General features: G+C 73.5%; 12 protein-coding genes. 2 read left to right on the top strand and 10 right to left on the bottom strand.

Translation table 11 applies throughout. The features are described from left to right. Nucleotides 1-25 precede the first annotated feature (25 nt). Nucleotides 26-625, bottom strand: a complete 600-nt coding sequence (locus WMF27_RS13235) for a cysteine hydrolase family protein (protein ID WP_437768514.1) — start codon at nt 623-625, stop codon at nt 26-28. Nucleotides 626-896: 271 nt separating this feature from the next. Here WMF27_RS13235 and WMF27_RS13230 point away from each other — a divergent pair, with 271 nt between their 5' ends. Then, complete coding sequence (locus WMF27_RS13230; RefSeq protein ID WP_437768515.1) at nt 897-1,859, top strand: Ku protein; 963 nt, start codon at nt 897-899, stop codon at nt 1,857-1,859. A 133-nt stretch (nt 1,860-1,992) separates the two neighbouring features. On the opposite strand, the gene cheB is transcribed toward WMF27_RS13230, so the two are convergent. The 7 genes from cheB to WMF27_RS13195 are packed head-to-tail and all read right to left on the bottom strand — an operon-like array spanning nt 1,993 to nt 11,727. After that, nucleotides 1,993-3,027, bottom strand: coding sequence for a chemotaxis-specific protein-glutamate methyltransferase CheB (cheB, locus tag WMF27_RS13225; RefSeq protein WP_437768516.1), 1,035 nt, complete (start codon nt 3,025-3,027; stop codon nt 1,993-1,995). Continuing rightward, the gene (locus WMF27_RS13220; protein WP_437769857.1) at nt 3,024-3,854 is read right to left on the bottom strand and encodes a CheR family methyltransferase; all 831 of its coding nucleotides are present in this window, start codon (nt 3,852-3,854) and stop codon (nt 3,024-3,026) included. Before WMF27_RS13220 ends, cheB begins: the two co-directional genes overlap by 4 nt. A 10-nt stretch (nt 3,855-3,864) precedes the next feature. Next, nucleotides 3,865-6,228 carry a HEAT repeat domain-containing protein gene (locus WMF27_RS13215; protein ID WP_437768517.1) on the bottom strand — a complete coding sequence of 788 codons (2,364 nt, stop codon included), beginning with the start codon at nt 6,226-6,228 and terminating at the stop codon, nt 3,865-3,867. Next, nucleotides 6,225-8,777 carry a methyl-accepting chemotaxis protein gene (locus WMF27_RS13210; RefSeq protein ID WP_437768518.1) on the bottom strand — a complete coding sequence of 851 codons (2,553 nt, stop codon included), beginning with the start codon at nt 8,775-8,777 and terminating at the stop codon, nt 6,225-6,227. Before WMF27_RS13210 ends, WMF27_RS13215 begins: the two co-directional genes overlap by 4 nt. Next, on the bottom strand, nt 8,767-9,204 hold the full coding sequence (locus tag WMF27_RS13205) for a chemotaxis protein CheW (protein ID WP_437768519.1): 438 nt from the start codon (nt 9,202-9,204) through the stop codon (nt 8,767-8,769). The genes WMF27_RS13210 and WMF27_RS13205 overlap by 11 nt, the downstream gene beginning before the upstream one ends. Next, nucleotides 9,201-11,339: a chemotaxis protein CheA gene (locus tag WMF27_RS13200; protein ID WP_437768520.1), complete on the bottom strand. Its 2,139-nt coding sequence runs from the start codon at nt 11,337-11,339 to the stop codon at nt 9,201-9,203. Before WMF27_RS13200 ends, WMF27_RS13205 begins: the two co-directional genes overlap by 4 nt. Nucleotides 11,340-11,343: 4 nt before the next feature. Then, entirely contained in the window at nt 11,344-11,727 is a 384-nt protein-coding gene (locus tag WMF27_RS13195; protein WP_437768521.1) for a response regulator transcription factor, read from the bottom strand. A gap of 500 nt (nt 11,728-12,227) precedes the next feature. On the opposite strand from WMF27_RS13195, the gene WMF27_RS13190 reads away from it, so the two are divergent. Next, nucleotides 12,228-14,759: a hybrid sensor histidine kinase/response regulator gene (locus WMF27_RS13190; protein ID WP_437768522.1), complete on the top strand. Its 2,532-nt coding sequence runs from the start codon at nt 12,228-12,230 to the stop codon at nt 14,757-14,759. A gap of 54 nt (nt 14,760-14,813) precedes the next feature. Here WMF27_RS13190 and WMF27_RS13185 read toward each other — a convergent pair whose 3' ends face one another. Continuing rightward, a complete protein-coding gene (locus WMF27_RS13185; protein WP_437768523.1) occupies nt 14,814-15,194 on the bottom strand; it encodes a response regulator in 381 nt (126 codons plus the stop codon). An 85-nt stretch (nt 15,195-15,279) separates the two neighbouring features. Further along, nucleotides 15,280-18,363, bottom strand: a complete 3,084-nt coding sequence (locus WMF27_RS13180) for an ATP-binding protein (protein WP_437944167.1) — start codon at nt 18,361-18,363, stop codon at nt 15,280-15,282. Nucleotides 18,364-18,638: the final 275 nt, after the last annotated feature.

Raw genomic sequence — 18,638 nt, 5'->3', positions numbered from 1 at the left:
GCCTGGCGCCGCGCATCGGCCGGTGTCAGGCGGGCAGCCGCTCGAGGTCGAGCTCGTCCGACGGCGTGATGTCGGCCTTGAGGAAGCGCTGCATCTGGCGGAGCGCGTGGCCGTTGTCCTCTTCGGTCTCGGAGGCCACGCAGTCCGACGGGACGAGCAGCCGGTAATCGCGCATGTAGGCGTCGTTCGCCGTGAACAGGACGCAGATGTTCCCCGCCATGCCGGTCAGGACGAGCGTCTGCGCGCCGAGCGACTCGAGCAGGATCTCCAGCGTGGTGCCGTAGAAGCCGGAGTGCTTGGGCTTGAGCACGAAATAATCATCCTCTCCAGGCCGCAGCAGCGCCGCGATCTCGCGGCCGCGCACGCCCTCTTCCAGGCAGTGCTCGATCTGACGGTGGAAGTTGGATTGCCAGCGGCCGAAGTTGTCGTTCACGTAGACCGCCGGAATGCCGGCGTCGCGACACCGCTGCTTCAGCGCCCGGATGCGGTGCGCCATCGGGAGCGCGTGGGCGAGCAGCCGATCGCCTCCCGGGAAGTCCAGATCGTTGATCACGTCGATGAGGAGCAGCGCTGTCCGGCTCTCGTCCGGCGCGGCGCCGTGAAGGTCGTGGGGACGCCGAGGCATGTCGTGCGCGGGTTATATACTGCGGGCGAGGGCGCGTGGGGCAGCGATCACCGCCGATCACCGCCGCGCCCGGTCCGCCGTGGCGAAACGCGACCTCGGCCGTGGCAGCGCACGGCAGGGGGCGCAGGATCCGCGATGGCCCTCAGGCGGCCAGGACGGGCGCGCGGCGCAGGGTGCGCGAGGACGCGTCGTCGGCCGCCGGCTTGCATTGCTCGCCATGACGGACCTGGCGCGGGCCCCCCGGGTCGCCTTCCGGGTCGAAGGAGCGCACATGCCTCGCAGCATCTGGAAAGGGAGTATCAGCTTCGGGCTCGTGCAGATCCCGGTGGCCCTCTACCCCGCCGAGGAGCCCGACGAGCTCCGCTTCACGCAGCTCGACAGGCGCACCATGGCGCCGATCCGCTACGAGCGCGTGAACCGGGAGACGGGCGAGCCGGTGAGCTGGGATGATATCGTCCGCGGCTATCCCTACGAGAAGGGCGAGTATGTCGTCCTGTCCGACGAGGACCTGCGCCGCGCGAACGTGGAGGCGACGCAGACCGTGGACATCCTCGACTTCGTCGACGCCTCGGAGATCGACCCGATCTACTACGACAAACCGTATTTCCTCGCTCCCGCGTCCCAGAACGGCAAGAAGCGATCGCCGGTGACGGCGTATGTCCTGCTGCGCGAGGCGCTGCGGAAGACGGGCAAGGTCGGTATCGCGAAGGTCGTGATCCGGACGCGCGAGCACATCGCCGCGGTGAGGCCGCACGGCAGAGGGCTCGTGCTGAACCTGCTCCGGTTCGCGCACGAGCTCCGCTCCGATGAGGAGCTCGACCTGCCCGAGATGGACGCCCAGGGAAAGGGGCTCGGCAAGCGGGAGCTGGAGATGGCGGAGCGGCTGGTGGCCGAGATGGCCACCGCGTGGGAGCCGGAGAAATACAAGGACGAGTACCGCGACGACGTGATGAAGCTCATCGAGAAGAAGGTGAAATCCGGCCGCACGACGGCGCCCGCGGAGCCTGTGGAGGAAGAGCGCCACCGCCGCGCCACCGGCACGGTGGACCTCATCGCGCTGCTCAAGAAGAGCCTCGGACAGAAGGGCGAGAGGGCCGCGAACGACGAAGCGAGAGACGGCGCGAAAAACGGCGCGAAAAACGGCAGAAAAGCGCCGGAAGAAGGCGGCAAATCCAGGGTGCGAAAGGCGGAGGGCCCGAAGCGGAAAGGCGGCAGCTCGCGTCGGGCCGCGTAGCCCGCACGGGATGGACGCGAGCCTGAGCCTCGACGCGCGCGGCACCCGCCACCGCGCGGCCGCGGCGCTCGTCGCGGGGTACCCGGAGCGGATCGCCTTCATCGTCTCCCAGGACGGCAACGCGGCGACGATGTCAAAGATGCCGCAGGATGGCCGCGGGCATCTGATCGAGAGGCACCGAGGCCGCGGCGAGCCCGGCCTCCAGCACGCGGCGGGGCATGCCGTAAACGACGCAGGACGACTCGGCCTCCGCGAGGACCCTCCCGCCCGCCGCGCGGATCGCCCGGGAGCCCTCCAGGCCGTCGTCCCCCATGCCCGTCAGCACGACCCCGAGCACGCCGGGCCCGAACTCGGCCGCGGCGCTCGCGAAGAGCAGATCCACCGACGGGCAATAGGGGGACGCGCCGGCCTTCGCCGGGAAGCAGACGCTGGCGCGCGCCAGATGGCGCCGGACCTCGATGTGCGTCCCCCCGCGCGCGAGGACCACGAGCCCGGGCCGGAGCGGGAGATCGTCCGACGCCTCGACGATCGAGAGCGCGCTCCCGTCGTCGAGGCGGCGCGCCAGCGATTCCGTGTAGCCAGCAGGGATGTGCAGCGCCACGACGATGGGGGCCGGGAACCCGGCGGGCATCGCCGCGAGGAGCCGTGTCAGCGCCAGCGGGCCGCCGGTCGAGGCGCCGATCACGACGAGCCGCGTGCGCGAGAGCGCCGGGATCGCGCCAGGCGTGGACGGCGGGGCGAGCGGCGGCTCCGCGCGGTGGACCTTCGCCTGGGCGGCGGCGAGCACCTTGCGGACCAGCTCGTCCGCGAGGCCGAAGAGGCGATCGGTCGCGAGCGCCGTCGGCTTCTCGACGAGGTCGGTCGCGCCTTCCTGGAGCGCCCTGACGCCGAGCTCGCTGTCCGCGTCGGCGCTGCTGACGACGATCACCCGCGGCGCGCCCTCGCGCGGCAACGACGCGAGCACGCCGAGGCCGTCGAGGTTCGGCATCACGAGATCCAGCGTGACGACATCCGGCTTGTAGCGCGCGATCTTCTCCAGCGCGTCGAGGCCGTCCATGGCCGTGTCGACGACCTCGATCGAGGAGCTCGCGCCGAGGACCTGCCGCAGCACCTTGCGCACGAAGGCCGAGTCGTCGACCACGAGCACGCGGACCGCAGGGCACCTCATGGCTCTGCGTTCCGGTACAGGAACACGCCGCCCCGCTCCTCGCAGGCGAGCGCGGTGCCGAGCCTGAAGAGCGACTCGGAGACCCCGACCAGGAGGATCCCGCCCGCGGAGAGCGCCCCCGAGAGGTTCTTGACCACCCACCGCGCCGTGTTGTCGTGGAAGTAGATGAGCACGTTGCGGCAGATCACGACGTCGAGCTGCCCGAGCGACGCGACCTGGGACGCGTCGAGCAGGTTGATCCGCCGCCAGTCGATCGCCCGCCTCAGCTCGGCGCTCACGACGACGCGATCGGGCGCCACCTGCAACCACCGCTCGGCGAACGGAGGCGGCGGGGCGTTGCTCCGGAGCGAGCGCGGCCCGAGCACGCCGGCCTGAGCCCGCGAGAGCGCCCGCGCGCTGACGTCGCTCGCGATGAGCTCGACCTTGTCGAGCAGGCCCCGCTCGGCCAGGAGCATCGCGACCGTGAACGGCTCCTCGCCGCTCGAGCAGGCCGCCGACCAGATCCGCGGCCTGCCGCCCGCCGCCACGCGCGGCGCGACGAAATCCGAGACCGCGAGCTCGAGCTGCGCGAGCTCGCGGAAAAAGTACGTCTCGCCCACGACCAGCCCGTCGATCAGCGCGTCCATCTCGGCCGCGCCCCCCGGGTCGTAGCGGAGGAAGTAGTAGTAGTCGAGCAGCGAGTCGAAGCCGGCGTCGAGGGCGCGCGCCGACAGCTTGTCGCCGAGCAGCTCGCGATCGGCCGCGTCGTAGTGGAAGCCGAGCTTCTCGGCGACGAGCGCGCTGAAGATCGCGAAGACCTGCGGAGAGATGGGGAGGCGGCTCCTTATGCCCACGGGATCAGACCCACTGCGCGAGGACGGACGCGGACACGCGCCGCACCTCGGGATCTGGATCCGTCCGGGAGGCGCGCTCGACCGCCGCGAAGCCCTCGCGGGTGGCCACCGCGGCGAGCGTCGTGGCGGCCGCCTTCCGCGCCGGCGCGCGCGGCAGCCGGAGCGCCTCGAGGAGCGCGGCGTTCGCACCAGGGAGCCGCATCCGCGCGAGCGCCGCGGTCAGGAGCGGCGAGAGCTCGTCGTCCGCCGTGCCCAGCGCGTCGAGGATGCCCTCGATGCGGCCCGGCACGGGCGTCGCCAGCGCGGCGAGGAGCGGGCCCTGCGCCCGCGACGTGACCAGCAGCGCGACCAGGGTCCTCGTCGCCTCGGCGCCGGGCCGCCCCGCGATGAAGCTGGTCGCGGCCGACCGCACGCTCTCGTCGGGGTCGCCCGCCGCCCGCACGAGCGCGGGCAGGACCTCGGGCGACGAGAAGCCGGAGATCGCCGAGACCGCGACGAGCCGGGTCGCCACGTCCGGGGACGACAGCGCGTCGAGCAACGTCGGCAGCGACGCCTCTCGCCCGGCGATGCCGAGCCCGATCAGCGCCGACCGCCGCATGTCCGTGTCGCCGTCCCGGGCCGCCTGCTCCAGCGCCGCGAGCGCGAGCTCGCCCTTGATCCCCGACAGCGCCTCGATCGCCGCCACGCGCACCTGGCCGCTCTCGTCCCGGAGCCGCTCGGCGATGACCCCTGCCGCCGCCTCCCACCCGAGCTTCCCCAGCGACTGGCAGGCGTAGTACCGGACCCACGCGTCGCCGTCGCCGAGCCCCGCGAGGAGCGCGTCGATCACGCGGGGATCCCGGCGCGACTGCCCGAGCGCCCGCATCGCCACGGCCCGGATCCGCGCCGGGGGATCGGCCGCGACCGCGACGAGCGCGTCGAGCGCCGCCGGCGCCGCGAGGGATGCGAGGCCATGGATCGCCTGCTCGCGCGCCCGCACGTCGGGGTCGCCGAGGCTGTCGAGGAAGACCGGCAGCGCCGACGGAGGCGCGAGGTGCCCGAGGATCCGGAGGGCCGTCCGCCGCGCGGCCGGGGCCCCGTCGCGGGCCGCGGCGAGCGCGAGCGCCTCGGCGTCCGGGCCGCCGAGGCCCTGGATCGCGGTCGTCGCGGCGTGGACCACGCGGGGGCTCGGGTCGTCGAGGACCTGGAACAGCGCGCGCGTCGAGCCGGGCTCCGCGATGCGCGCGAGCGCGTCGCACGCCGCGGCACGGACCTCCGCGTCCGGATCGGCGAGGCAGCGCTCCACCTCGCCCGCGGCCGCGATGCCCCGGACGAGCGGCAGGAGCAGGAGCCTGCGCGCGCTGTCGCCGTCGCGCAGCGCCGCGAGCACCCGGGGGTCCGCGCTCCGCGAGAGCTGGCCGAGCGCCTCCGCGGCGGCGCTCGCGACGGGGGGATCGGCGTCGAGCAGGCGCGTCAGCTCGAGCAGGGCCTCGTCGCCCCCGATCGCGCCGAGCACGCTGCAGAGGGCGGCCTGCTCGGCCGGATCCGCGCCCGCCAGGCTCTGGGAGAGCCGCCGCGCCACGCCCGGCGCCGGCGCCTCGCTCCGGAGCGCCTCGTCGATCGGCGCGGCCGTCCCGTAGCGCTCGCGGTACCGCTCGCGCAGCTCGGCGAGCGCCGCCGCGGCGACACGCACGACGCCGTCGCTCGGCCGCCCGAGGAGGCGCACCAGCGGCGCCACGGCGCCGCGGCTGCCGGTGCGGCCGAGCGCCCGCGCCGCCTCGAGCAGGTAGCGCGGATCATCGAGGAGGATCGCCAGCGGGCCGGTCGCGCGCGGGTCGCCGCTCCGGCCCAGCACGTCGATCGCCGGGAAGACACGGAAGAAATTTCCGCTCGAGGCGGCATCCACGAGCGAGTCGACCGCTGACCTGCCGCCGACCCGGCCGAGCGCCTCGATCGCGGCGACCGCGACGTTGTCGTCGGGGTGCGACGTGAGCTCCGCGAGCCGGGGGACGGCCTTCGCGCTGCCGCGGCGGCCGAGGATCTGCGCCGCGTCGGCGACGAGCGCGGGGCGATGATCCAGGGTCAGCGCGAGCACGGCGGCGTCGACGTCGCCCAGCGACGCGACGAGCGCGTCGACCGTGGCGGCGATGCGCGCCTCGCTGTCGCGCCGGGCGGAGAGGCACGCGCAGAGGGGGTGGACCGCCGCGTCGCCGAGCGCGGCGAGCGACGCGACGACCGCCCGCCGCACGGTCCAGCTCGGATCCGCGAGCATCTCGATGAGCCCGGGCGCCCCCGGAGGCCCCGAGGCGGCGAGCCGCTCGACCTGCTCGACGCGCTGCCGCTCCGCATCCGAGACGGCGAGCGCGGGCGCGTGCCGGCGAGCGATCATGCCGCCGTCTCCGGCGGTGCGGGGTGCTGCGTCCCGTTCGCCTTGATGTGGGCGACGGCGTGGGCGACCGTCGCGACGACGCCCGCGACAGCGTCCGCGTGCTCCGCGCTCGCCTGCCGGATCCTGCCGAGCTGCTCGAGCACCTGGCCCGCGTCGCTCGCGATCGCGCCGGTGTCCCTCGCGTTCTTGGCCGTGGAGGCGAGCAGCTCCCGGACCGGGTCGCGCAACCGCGAGAACCAGGCGGCGTGCTGCTCGGTCCGGGTCGAGAGCTCGAAGGCCCCCTTCTCGGCAGCCTGGAGCGACGGCGTGTGCCGGTTCGCGCCCGACGCGAGGGCCGCGATCGCCTCTGCCTGATCGGCCACGGCCCGCGCCGTCTGCCTGGCGATCCGGCGCATGGAATCCCCCTCCTTCGCGAGGGACGCGGTCGCCTTGCCCTGGTCCGCCGTGGCGGCGGTCACCGCCGCCGCGAGCCGCGCGACCTGGCGGGCGGACGCCTCCAGCTGCTTCGCCGCGCGCGCCTGCTCGCCGATGCCCCGCGCCGACTGGGCCGACACCCGCCGGATGTCGTCCATGGCGCGCGCGATCTCGGTCGCGCCGCCCGCCTGCTCCGCGAGGCCGGCGACCATGCGCTGCGACGCGCCCGAGACCTCCTGCGTGAGCGCGGTGATCCCGGCCAGGGCGCGGGTCTGCTCGACCATCGCGGCGCTGGTCTGCTGGGTCAGCGCGCGCATCTGCGCGGCGACCTTGGCGAGCTGCGACGCGCCCGTCGCCTGCTCATCCATCGCCCGCGACACCCGCTCGGCGGTGGACGTGAGCTGCGTGTTGGCCTTCACGGCGTCCCGCAGCGCACGCGCCTGCTCGGCGGTCGCGTCCTTCGTCTGCCGGGCCATGCGCCGCATCTCCGCGCTGCCCTGCGCGAGCGACTGGACCGCCTTGGTCTGCTCGGCCGCGGAGCGCGCGACCGCCCTGCCCTCTTCGCTCATGCGCGAGGTCGTCTGGGTCAGGGAGGCCACCGCCTGCACCTGCTCCGCGTTCGCCCGGTCGATGTCGCGGATCGAGCGGCCGAGCTCCTCGACCCCCTGAAGAATGGACGCGAGCGCCCGATCGGCGTCGCTCGCGAGCCGGGTCCCCTCGTCCGCGACCTTCACGCCCTCGCTCGAGGCGGCGACCGCCTCCCGGGCGCTCGCCTGGAGCGCGCGGACGATCTTGGCGATCTCGGCGCTCGAGACGGCGGCCCGATCGGCGAGGTTGCGGATCTCCTCGGCGACGACGGCGAAGCCGCGGCCGTGCTCCCCCGCGCGCGCGGCCTCGATGCTGGCGTTGAGCGAGAGGAGGTTCGTGCGGTCGGCGATCAGGTTGATCGTCTGGACGATGTCGCCGATCTCCTCCGCCCGCTTGCCCATCTCCTTCATGACCGAGGCGGAGTCGGCCATCGCCTGCCGGATGCTCCCGAGCCCGGCGATGGACCTGCCGACCGTCGCGGCGCCCTGGCGCGCGGTCGCGACCCCCTGCTCGGCCGTCGCGCGCGCGGTCTCGACGATGGCGACGATCCGCCGCGTCGAGGCCTCGACCTGCGACGACGTGGCGGCGTTGCCGGCCGCGAGCCCGCTGATCTGCTCGGCGCTCTGCGCGACCTGCTGCGCGGTCCGCGCGAGCTGCTCGGCGGCGACCGCGTTCGCCTCGACGGTCGCGGCGTTCTTCTCGGCGGTGGCCGCGACCTCCTCGACCGAGCTCGCGATCTCCGTGATCGTGCTCGCGGTCGTCGACGCGCTCGAGTCGAGCGACCTCGCGCTCTCGGCCACCCCGCGGATCGACCGCGCCATCTGCTCGGCGGTCGCCGCGGTCTCCTCGACCGCGCTCGCCATCTCCGTCGCCTCCTTCGCGACGCGATCGAGGGAGCCGCTCACGCCCATGACGGTCCCCGCCATGGTCGAGATCTGCGCCCCGACCCCCTTGGCGTCGGCCGAGAGGCGCGCGACGCCCTTCGACATCTCCTCGATGGTGGCCCCGATCTCCTCGATGGCCGCGGCGTTGCTCTCGCCGCGGGTCGCCGCCTCGTCGGCGGATCCGCTCGTCACGGAGACCGCCCCGAGGAGCTCCTCGCTGGAGGACGCGAGCTCCTCGGCGTTGGCGCTCACCGCCTTCACCGAGCGGGCGATGTCCTCGAGCGCCGCCACGGTCGTGTCCGCCGAGGTGGCGAGCGTCTCGGCGTCGCTCCTCACGCTGGCGAGCGCGGGGGCGAGCGCGCCGATGCCGCTCGCCATGCCCTCGGTCGCCCTCACGACCTCGCTGACGACGTCGCCCACCCGCTGCCCGGAGCGGGCGAGCGCCTGCGCGGCCGACCCGGCCTCCTCGAGCTCGCCCGCGAGCGCCCCCGCCATGGCCCCCTGCTCCCTGCCGGCCGCGGCCTGCTCGGCGCCGAGGGCGGCGAGCCGCGCGGCCGCCTGCTCGACGCCGTCGACGGTCGTGACCGCCTGGCGGAGCGCGCGCTCGGTCTGCTCCGCCCGCGCGAGCGCGCCGTCGATGTCCGCGATTGCATCAGATGCCATGATCCTGCTCCTCACCGATGATCCTGCCGACGTCGACGAGCATGACGAGGCGCTCCCCGAGCTTCGCGACGGCCCTGACGAACCCGGCGCTCTCCTCCGCCATGACCTCGGGGGGCGGCCGCAGCTCGCCCTCGGCGATGTTGACGACCTCGCGCGCGCTGTCCACCAGGAGGCCCACGGTACGGCCGCCGCGCTGAACGACGATGACGCGCGAGTCCAGCGTCGGCTCCGCGCTCGGGAGCCCGAAGCGGACGCGCAGATCCACGACCGGGACCACGCGGCCCCGGATCTGCACCAGGCCGCCGACGTACGAGCGCGTCCCCGGCACCCGGGTCGCCCCGGCGAACGACTCCATGTGGAGCACGTCCGCCGCCGAGATGACGTACTCGGCGTCTGCCACCTTCAGGATCACGTGCAGATCGCTCACGAGACCACCCGGGCGAGCGCGCCGCGGCCGCCGCGGCCAGCGGAGAGCTTGCCGCTGAGGGTCACGAGGTCGAGGACGAGCGTGGGGCGCCCATCGCCGAGATCCGTCGAGCCAGACACGCCCGGCACCCGGACGAGCGGGTCCTCGAGCGGCCGCACGACCACCTCCTGCTGGCCGATCACGCGGGTCACGCCGAACGCGAAGGGCGCGCCATGGCGGCGGACGACGAGCGCCCTGCGCGCCGGCGAGGCCCCGAGCTCGAAGAGGGCGCCGAGCTCGACGAGGGGCACGACCTCGCCGCGGCGCTCGATCAACATGGTCCCGCCCCGCGCTTCGCCCGGCGCTGGCAGCCTGGTCCCGCCCCGCGCTTCGCCCGGCGCTGGCAACGTCGTCCCGCCCCGCGCTTCGCCCAGGGCTGGCAACGTCGTCCCGCCCCGCGCTTCGCCCGGCGCTGGGCCGCGGAGGATGCGCGCGGCGTCGATCTCCACGACCTCCTCGACGCCCGCGACGGGCGTCACGAACAGCTGGTCACCACACAGGAAGGAGAAGGCGTCCACGATGGTCAACGTGAGCGGGATCCGGAGGGTGAAGGTGGTGCCGGCGCGGGGCGACGTGCTCACCGAGAGCTCCCCGCTGAGCTGCTCCACGGCGATGCGGCGCACGATGTCCATCCCGAGCCCGCGGCCGCTGGTCTTCGTCGCCTGGTCGAGCGTCGACAGCCCGGGGAGCGTGATGAGATCGAGCAGCGCCGCGTCGCTCTCGGGCGCGGGGCGGCCGGCCCGCCTCGCGACCAGCGCGCGATCGATGCCGCGGCCGTCGTCGGCGACGCTGAGCTCGAGCTGATTGCTGGAGCGCTCGAAGCAGGAGACCCGGACGACGCCCTCCTCGGGCTTGCCGAGGCGCCGCCGCTCGGCGGGCGGCTCGATCGCGTGATCGACGGCGTTGCGGAGCAGGTGCACGATCGCAGGGAAGACGCGCTCCGCGACCGCCTTGTCGAGCTCGGCCTTGCCGGCGTCGATCTCGAGCCGGACCTGCTTGCCGGTCGCGCGACCGAGGCCGCGGACGACGAGCGGCACGCGCTCGAGGAGCTCCGCCACGGAGATCATGCGCGCGCGCATGATGGCGCCGCGGAGGTCGCGCAGCGTCCGGTCGTGCTCGCGCAGGATCTCCGACAGATCACGGGTGTCGACCCCGCGGGCGCGCAGCTCGGCGGCCGCCCGAGCGAGCCGGAACCGCGTCACGACCAGCGCCGACAGCTTGTCGAGCGCGTCGTCGAGGCGCGCCACCTCGACGCGGACGACGCCTCGGAGCTGGGGCTCCCGGTCCGCCGGCTCGTCCGGCTCGCGCTCCGCCAGCGCCGCGACGGCCGGCGGGACGGGGGGCTCCACGGTGAGCGCGCGGACGCCATCCGCCGCCGCCGCGCGCGCGACCTCCTCGTCGGGCGCGCTCGTGAGGACGAGGAGCGCGAAGGCGATGCCGCCCGGCGCCCCCTCGGTGGCCGGCACCGAGAGCGGGATGACCTTGACGATCTCGGCGAGCTTGCCGACGCGCTCGCGGACGGTCGTGATGTTCACCCCCTCGGCGGTGCGCGCCGGCGAGGGGACGAAGTCGACCCGCAGCGCGCGCCGCCCGCCGGCCACGCCCTGCGCGAGCTGCACCCGCTCGCCGGGCCCGAGCTTCGCGAGGATCTCGGGATCGGCGCCGATGGTGGGCACGGGCGGCGACGGCGCGGCGGCGAGATCGAGCGCGGTGAGCGCGGCGAGGAGCTCGGGCGCCGCCGGCAGCACCGGCTTGCCCTCGGCGAGGGCCCGCGCCCGCTCCTCGATGGACCGGAGCCCGCGGAGCAGCACCTCGATCGACGAGGCGGAGAGGCTCCCGGCCGACCGGTCCACCGCCCGGAGCACGGTCTCCATCGCGTGGGCGAGATCCACAATCGGCTCCACGCCGACCATGGCGGAGAGGCCCTTGATGGTGTGGAGAGAGCGGAAGAGCTCGCGGATCGCCTTGGGGCTCGACTCGCCGGCGCGGAGGGCCGCCTCGGTGGCGAGGAGGTTGGCCATCGACGCGGAGAGGTGCTCTTCCACCTCGACGAGGTAGCCGGCCACGAACTCGTTCACATCGAGCGCGCCGCCCATCCGGTCATCCGGCGCTGGCGACGCTGTCCTGCAGGAGCGCCCGCACGCTGGCCAGGATGGCGTCGGGAGTGAAGGGCTTCGTCATGAACTCGGACGCCCCTGCGGCGAGCGTGCGGGCGCGGGACTCCTCATCACCCCGGGTCGTCACCACCAGGATCGGCAGGCTCTGCAGCCTGTCTTGACCCCGGATGAACTCGATCACCTCGAGTCCCCCGATATCGGGCATGTTCAGGTCGAGCACCACGAGATCGAACGGCCTGAGCGAGAGCGTCTCAATCGCCTCGAGCCCGCTCGCCGCGTGCGCGAACCCGTGCTGGTCTGCCCGCAGGCAGGCCACCACCATCTCGCGCATCACCCTGCTGTCATCAACGACGAGGATCTCTGCCACAGCGGTGCTCGGTCGAGGGAATAGCCTTTCCGAATGCGGGGTGTCAATCGCACTTGTGCGTCCGTGCCAGAATCAGGGAACTCCCGTCGGACATGTCCCGAGCTGCGCATGTCACGCCCGGGTGAGCAGCGCGCAGCGGCCATGCGCTGCCCCCGCGTCGAGCACGCCGGTGCGCCAGCGCCACGACAGACGTCGATGGGTCCCTGCGAGCGTTGCGTGATGCGTGGCGCAATGACCGGAAGCAACCTGACGCAACCTGACGCAACCAAACCCGACCAGACGCGACAAGAAGCAACCACAAGCAACCGACGCAGACACGCAGAAGAGGGCGACAGGGCGCCTTTCATCGTAGTAAGCTTGCATCGTCGCGGGCTCTCCCTCAGATGAGACTGGGCGGCAAAGATGCTTGCGGAACCAACGCGTCTCCGCGCCCGGTCCCGCCCCGAGAGGCGCCGCCCTGTGGCGATATGCCTCACGGTCCCTGCTGCTCCTGGAGAACCATGAATCGGTCAATGACGATGGACTTCGTGCTCGCCGACGCCGCGCGCGATGCGAACGGCCTGCCCCGGCGCCAGGCGCCGGTCGCGGGGCGAGACGTCCGGGAAGGGGGCATGGGATCTCCGCCGAGCGAGCACGCGCAGCGCGGGGCGGTGTGGATCCTCGACGATTCGTTGCTGGAGGCCGAGATGGCCGCGCGCGCCCTCGCGCCAGGGTACGAGGCCCAGGTCTTCACGGACGCCGCCGCGATGCTCGAGCGCGTGGCGGGGGGCGATCTTCCGGATGTCCTCGTGCTCGACCAGGTGATGCCGGGCATGTCCGGCACCGAGATCTGTGGTCTCCTGCGGTCGCGCGCCGCCACGGTCGGGCTCCCGATCCTCATCCTGACCGTGGCCGGGCAGGAGGAGGACCTCGTCGAGGGGCTCACCGCGGGCGCCGACGACTACGTGGTCAAGCCCTGCCCGGCGGCCGCGCTGTCGGCGCGCGTCGGCGCGCTCCTTCGCTCGAAGCGGCTCCGCGAGCGGGCCGAGCGGGCCGAGCGGATCGCGGCGGTGGAGCGCGATCTGCTGCGGGCGCTCATCGAGCAGAGCGGCGACGGCATCATGGCCGCGGACGCGCGCGGGGCGCTCCGCATTTGCAACGGCGAGGCCCAGCGGCAGCACGGGGTGTACGAGCGCGACGCGCTCGAGTCGCTCCGGGCCCGCGGGCTGCTCGCGCTGGACGGCCGGCCGCTGCGCCCCGACGAGGACCCGCTCCACCGCGCGCTCCGGGGCGAGAAGGTCGAGAACGCGCGCTGGCTCGTCACGCGCCCGGACGGCTCGATCCGCGCCCTCGCCGGGACGGCGTCGCCGCTCAGGCACGCCGACGGCTCGCCCGCGGGCGCCGTGCTGATCACCCGCGACGAGACCGACGCGATCGAGGCGGAGCGGGCGCTCCGGGACAGCGAGGAGCGCTATCGCGTGATCATCAGCGCGCTCGAGGAGGGCATCACGCTCCAGGACGAGCGCGGCGTCATCCGCACCGCGAACGCGAGCGCCGAGCGGATCCTGGGCCTGCCCATGGCCCAGCTCGTCGGGTCCACGATGCTGGGCCCGTCGTGCAAACTCGTCCGCGAGGACGGCTCGCCGTTCCCTCTCGAGATGTACCCCTCGCAGATCGCGCTCCGGACCGGCGCGCCCCAGTCGGGCGTCCTGCTCGGGCTGGAGCGGCCGGACGGCTCGGTCCTGTGGCTCTCGGTGAACGCGCAGCCGCTCCGCGGCACCGACGGCTCGGTCGCCGGCGTCGTCTCCTCGTTCTTCGACATCACCGCGCGGAAGCGCGCGGAGGAGGAGCGGCAAGGCCTGCTCGCCGCGGCGGAGTCCGCGCGGCAGGAGGCCGAGGCCGCGAGCCACCTGAAGGACGAGTTCCTGGCGACGATGAGCCACGAGCTCCGCACGCCGCTCACGGCGGTCCTCGGCTGGGTCCGGATGCTGCGCACCGGCAAGCTCCCCGAGGAGCGCCGCGACAAGGCGCTGGAGACGGTGGAGCGCAACGCCCAGGCGCAGGCGCAGCTCATCGACGATCTGCTCGACATCTCGCGCATCATGGCCGGCAAGCTCCGGCTGGACGTCCATCCGATCGAGCTCGCGCCGGTGATCGACGCCGCCCTCGAGGTCGTGCGGCCGGCCGCGGACGCCAAGGGGGTGCGGCTCCTGTCGCTCCTCGAGCCCGGCGTGGGCGCCGTCGCGGGCGACGCGGGCCGGCTGCAGCAGGTCGTCTGGAACCTGCTCAACAACGCGGTGAAGTTCACGCCGCGCGGCGGCGTGGTGCGCATCCGGCTCGATCGCGCCGACGGGTCCGCCGAGATCACCGTGTCCGACACCGGCCAGGGCATCGAGCCCGCGTTCTTGCCTTACGTGTTCGAGCAGTTCCGGCAGGCCGAGAGCGGCACGACCCGCAGGCACGGCGGCCTGGGCCTCGGGCTCACGATCGTGAAGAGCCTCGTGGAGATGCACGGCGGCACGGCCCACGCGCTGAGCGACGGGGAGGGTCGGGGCGCCACGTTCGTCGTCCAGCTGCCGCTCGCGGCGCCGCCGAGCCCCGACCGGGGGCGCCGGCGGGCGCCGCTGCCGTGCGTCTCCGCCGGGAACGACCGCCCGCCGGAGCTCGCGGCGCTGAACGTGCTCGTGGTCGAGGACGAGGACGACACGCGCGAGCTCCTCGTCACGATGCTCGAGCAGTGCGGCGCGCGCGTGACGGCCGTGTCGTCCGCCGCCGAGGCGCTGCTCGCGGTGAAGGCGCTTCAGCCCGACGTGCTCGTGTCCGACGTCGCGATGCCCGGCGAGGACGGCTACGTGCTGATCCGCAAGATCCGCGCGCTCCCGGCGGCGAGCGGCGGGCGGACCCCGGCGATCGCGCTCACCGCCTATGCGCGCACGGAGGATCGCATGCGCGCATTGAGAGCAGGGTTCAACACCCATGTCCCGAAGCCCATCGAGCCCGCGGAGCTGCTCGCGGTGCTCACGACCATGTGCGGCTCGAGGGCGGGCTCCTAGGTCGCCTGCGGCGCGCCGTCGGCCGCTCGCACGATCGGCGCGCCGCGCCGCGGCTCACCCCCGCCGGCAGCTCCGCTCGATGGTGTCCATCAGCTTCAGCACGTCGAACGGCTTGCTGAGGATCGCGTCCGCGTCGATGCCGGCGCGCTCCGTCGCGCCGCGCGCGGTCATCACGACGGTGGGCGTGGCGGCGAGCGTCGGGTCGCGCTTCTGCTCGGCGCGAAACTGGAACCCATCCATGACCGGCATCATCAGGTCGAGCAGGACGAGCGCGATGGACGAGGGGTCGTCCCGCAGGCATGCGAGGGCCTCGCGCCCGTTCGCGGCGCAGGCGACCGCATACCCCTCCTCTTCCAGGAGCTCGCTCAACGTCCGGCGGATCGCGGCGTCGTCATCGACGATCAGGATGCGCTTCCTGGGACGGCTCGTCGTCATGCGCACTCGCTCCCTTCGCCGGGTGACAGCGACCAGGGCGCCACGACCTCGGGCCGGCCCGCGGGGCCCCCTCGCGCCGGGCGCCTCAGGCGCCCTCGAATCCCGGCGGCCCCTGCCGGCCCGAGGCCCGAGGGCCGGCGAGCGGCAGGGTCACCTTGAAGGTCGAGCCCTCTCCCAGGACAGAGCTCACCTCGATCGAACCATCCAGCGCTTCGACCACCTGCATCGTGATGTAGAGCCCCATGCCCAGACCGCCATAGTGCCGCGCCGACACGGCGCGCTCGAACCGCCCGAAGATCCGGCCGATGTGCTCCTGCGCGATCCCGATGCCGTGGTCCGCGATCGTCAGCGTGGCCATCGAGCCCGTCGAGGCGACGGCGATCTCTATCGGGTTTCCCTGACCATACTTGAGCGCGTTCGAGACGAGGTTTTCGACGACCTGCTCGAGCCGCACCCGATCCCAGCTCCCTGCGGCGTCGTCCGCCGCGCTCACGGTGACCGGCGAGCCCGCCTCCGCGATCTCGCCGCCCTCCTGGAAGCGAGACACCACCAGCCGGACGATGTCCGACAGCCGGATTTGCTCGAGCTCCAGGGCGAGGCGCCCCGCGGAGATGCGGGAGATGTCGAGGAGGTTCTCGACGAGCCGCCTCAGCCGCTCGCTCTGCCGGCGAACGAGCCCGAGCCGGTCCATGAGCCACGGGAGGCGCTCCCTGTCGGGGCACAGCTCGGGCGCGCGGCGCATCAGGGTCTGGATCTGCAGCGCGAGCGGGGTGAGCGGCGTCTTCAGCTCGTGGGAGGCGATCGAGAGGAACTCGTCCCGCAGCGCGATCGCGCTCTGCGCGTCCCTGTACAGGCGCGCGTTGTCCACCGCGAGCGCGCAGCGGCGCCCGAGCTCCTCCGCTGCCGCGAGGTCCGCCCGGCTGTACCGGCGCTCGGATCGCACGACGATGAAGGTCAGCGTCCCGAAGAGCCGCCCCCGCCGCGCCAGCGGGACGCACATGAACGAGTGCCCCCCGATGGCCCGGATCACCCGGAGGTGCTCGTCGTTCTGCGCGATGGCGCGCTTTTGCTCGTCCGTGAAGTGCTCGACGAGCACCGACCTCTGCTCGAGGAGCACCTTGGTCGGCGGGTGCTCCGGGTTGCCGTCGAGCCTGGGCGCGAAGCGCTTCGCCTCCTCGGCCACGGCCGCGAGCGAAGGGTCCGAGTGCGCCACGCCCACCCGCCGGAAGGTGCCCTCCTCCTCGTCGAGCGCGTCGACGACGCAGAAGTCGGCGAGGACGGGCACCGCGAGCTGCGCCACCCGCGCGAGCGTCGTGGAATAGTCGAGAGACTCGGCCAGCACCACGCTCGCCGCGTCCAGGAAGCGGGGCAGCTCCTGCGCGCGCTCCCGCTCCGCGGCCTCGACCGCGCGCCGCCGCATCCGCACCATCTCGATCTGCGTCCGGACGCGGGCGAGGAGCTCGCGCGGCGAGAACGGCTTCACCAGGTAGTCGTCCGCCCCCGTGTCGAGGCCCTCGACGACGGCGTCCTCCCCCGCCCGAGCGGACACGAGAATCACAGGGACACTGCTCGTCCTCGGATCCGCGCGGAGCTCCCGGAGGAGCGCGACGCCGTCGAGCTCGGGCATCATCACGTCGCTCACCACGAGGTCGGGCGGGCGCGCGAGCGCGGCCTCGAGGGCCGCTCGCCCGTCCGAGGCCGCCTCCACGCTCCACCTCGGCGTGAGCAGGTGGACGAGGTACTCGCGCATGTCCGCGTTGTCGTCGGCGACGAGGATCCGGCCCTCTCCGCCGCCCGGGGCGACCTGCACGGGCGCGGCGTCGGCGCGCGGCTCCGGGCCCGCTGGCGCCGCTCCTTCGCGCCCGGGTGACTGGGGTGAAGACCACTGGGACGCCTCGAGCACGTGGAGGCTCGCGCTCGCCGCCGAGGGCGCCGGCTCCCCGGCGGCGACCACGCGCTCCGGCGAAAGGTGCGCGCGGCCCCTCGGGATCGCCACGGTGAAGGCGCTCCCCTGCCCCACCGCGCTCGAGGCGCGCAGCGAGCCCCCGTGCGCCTTGACGAGCTCCTGGACGAGGGAGAGCCCGATCCCGGTGCCCTCGATGCTCCGGCTGCGCGCGCCCTGCACCCGGTGGAACCGATCGAAGACGCGCGGGAGCTCCTCCGAGGGGATCCCGGTGCCTGTGTCGCGCACGGTCAGCTCGACGTGGTCCGGGTGAGCGCGCAGCGAGACCGCGATCTCCCCCTCGAACGTGAACTTGAAGGCGTTCGAGAGGAGGTTCATGACGACCTTCTCCCATTGCGCCGCGTCGACGTAGACGGGCTCGGGCAGCGGCGGGCAGTCCACGACGAGCGCCAGGCCCGCGCCCTCGATCAGCGAGCGGAAGGAGCTCGCGAGCTCCGCCGTGAGCCGCGCGAGATCGGTGGGCGCGAACGACGTCTGGAGGCGCCCCGCCTCGATGCGGGAGAAATCGAGCAGCGTGTTCACGAGCCGGAGGAGCCGGAGCGTGCTCCGGTGGGCCGCGGCGAGGCCGTCGCCCTCGAGCGACCCCGCCGGGCTCGACAGCGCGTCCTCGACGCGCCCGAGGATGAGGGTGAGCGGGGTGCGGAACTCGTGGCTCACGTTGGCCACGAACTCCGTCTTGAGGCGGTCGAGCGTCGCGAGCTCGTCCCGGTGCTGCGCGACCTCGCGCTCGAGCCGCCGCTGCTCGGTGACGTCCCGCCCCTCGGCGACCATGAAGACGACCTTGCCCTGCCGATCCTTCACGGGGTTCAGGTTGAAATCGACGGTGATGCGCTCCTCACCTTCGTTGCCCCCGAGGACCTCCACGTCGTACCTGACGAACTCGCCCCGCGCCGCGCGCCGCACAGCGTCCTTCAGGCGCTCCTGGATCTCCGGCGAGCCCTGCCACCAGCGGCACTCCCAGAAGGGCACGCCGTGCACCTCCCTCCGCTCCACGCCGGCGCCGCGGGTCGAGGTGTGGTTCGACTCCCAGCTCGTACCGTGGGCGTCGAGCAGGCCGAAGAACTGGAAAGAGCTGTTCATCGCGACCCGCGCCGCGAGGAGCCGCATCAGCCCCGACTCGCGGCCAGGGCTCGCGCGGGCGAGCTCCTGCTTCAGGAGCTCGGTGTCCCAGAGGAGATGATCTTCGGAGTCATCCACAGGTCGCACGATCGCGAGGTCTTCCAGGCATTCGATGAAGTCGCCCCCTTCTGCGCGTTCCTCGCTCGACGGCTGTTTCATCCCTTCTCGCATCACGCTTGCGGCTGCTCGAGGCAGAGAACAGCTCATCCTGAAGCGCTTAGTGGAGATCGCCGACCACGCAAGGGCCGAGCGACAACCACCCTTGAACTTCCACGGCGGCCCGCGCGTGGCTCCGGATCGTTCGAGCCCACGACCACCCCTGCGCGCGCCGCAGCAGCCGATCACCACCGGCTGCTGCTGAG

The organism is Sorangium sp. So ce281 (genome assembly GCF_051527395.1).
Classification (GTDB): Bacteria; Myxococcota_A; Polyangia; order Polyangiales; family Polyangiaceae; genus Sorangium; species Sorangium cellulosum_B.
Note: the sequence above shows the minus strand (reverse complement) of the source record. Positions and strands in the feature narration are given on the sequence as shown.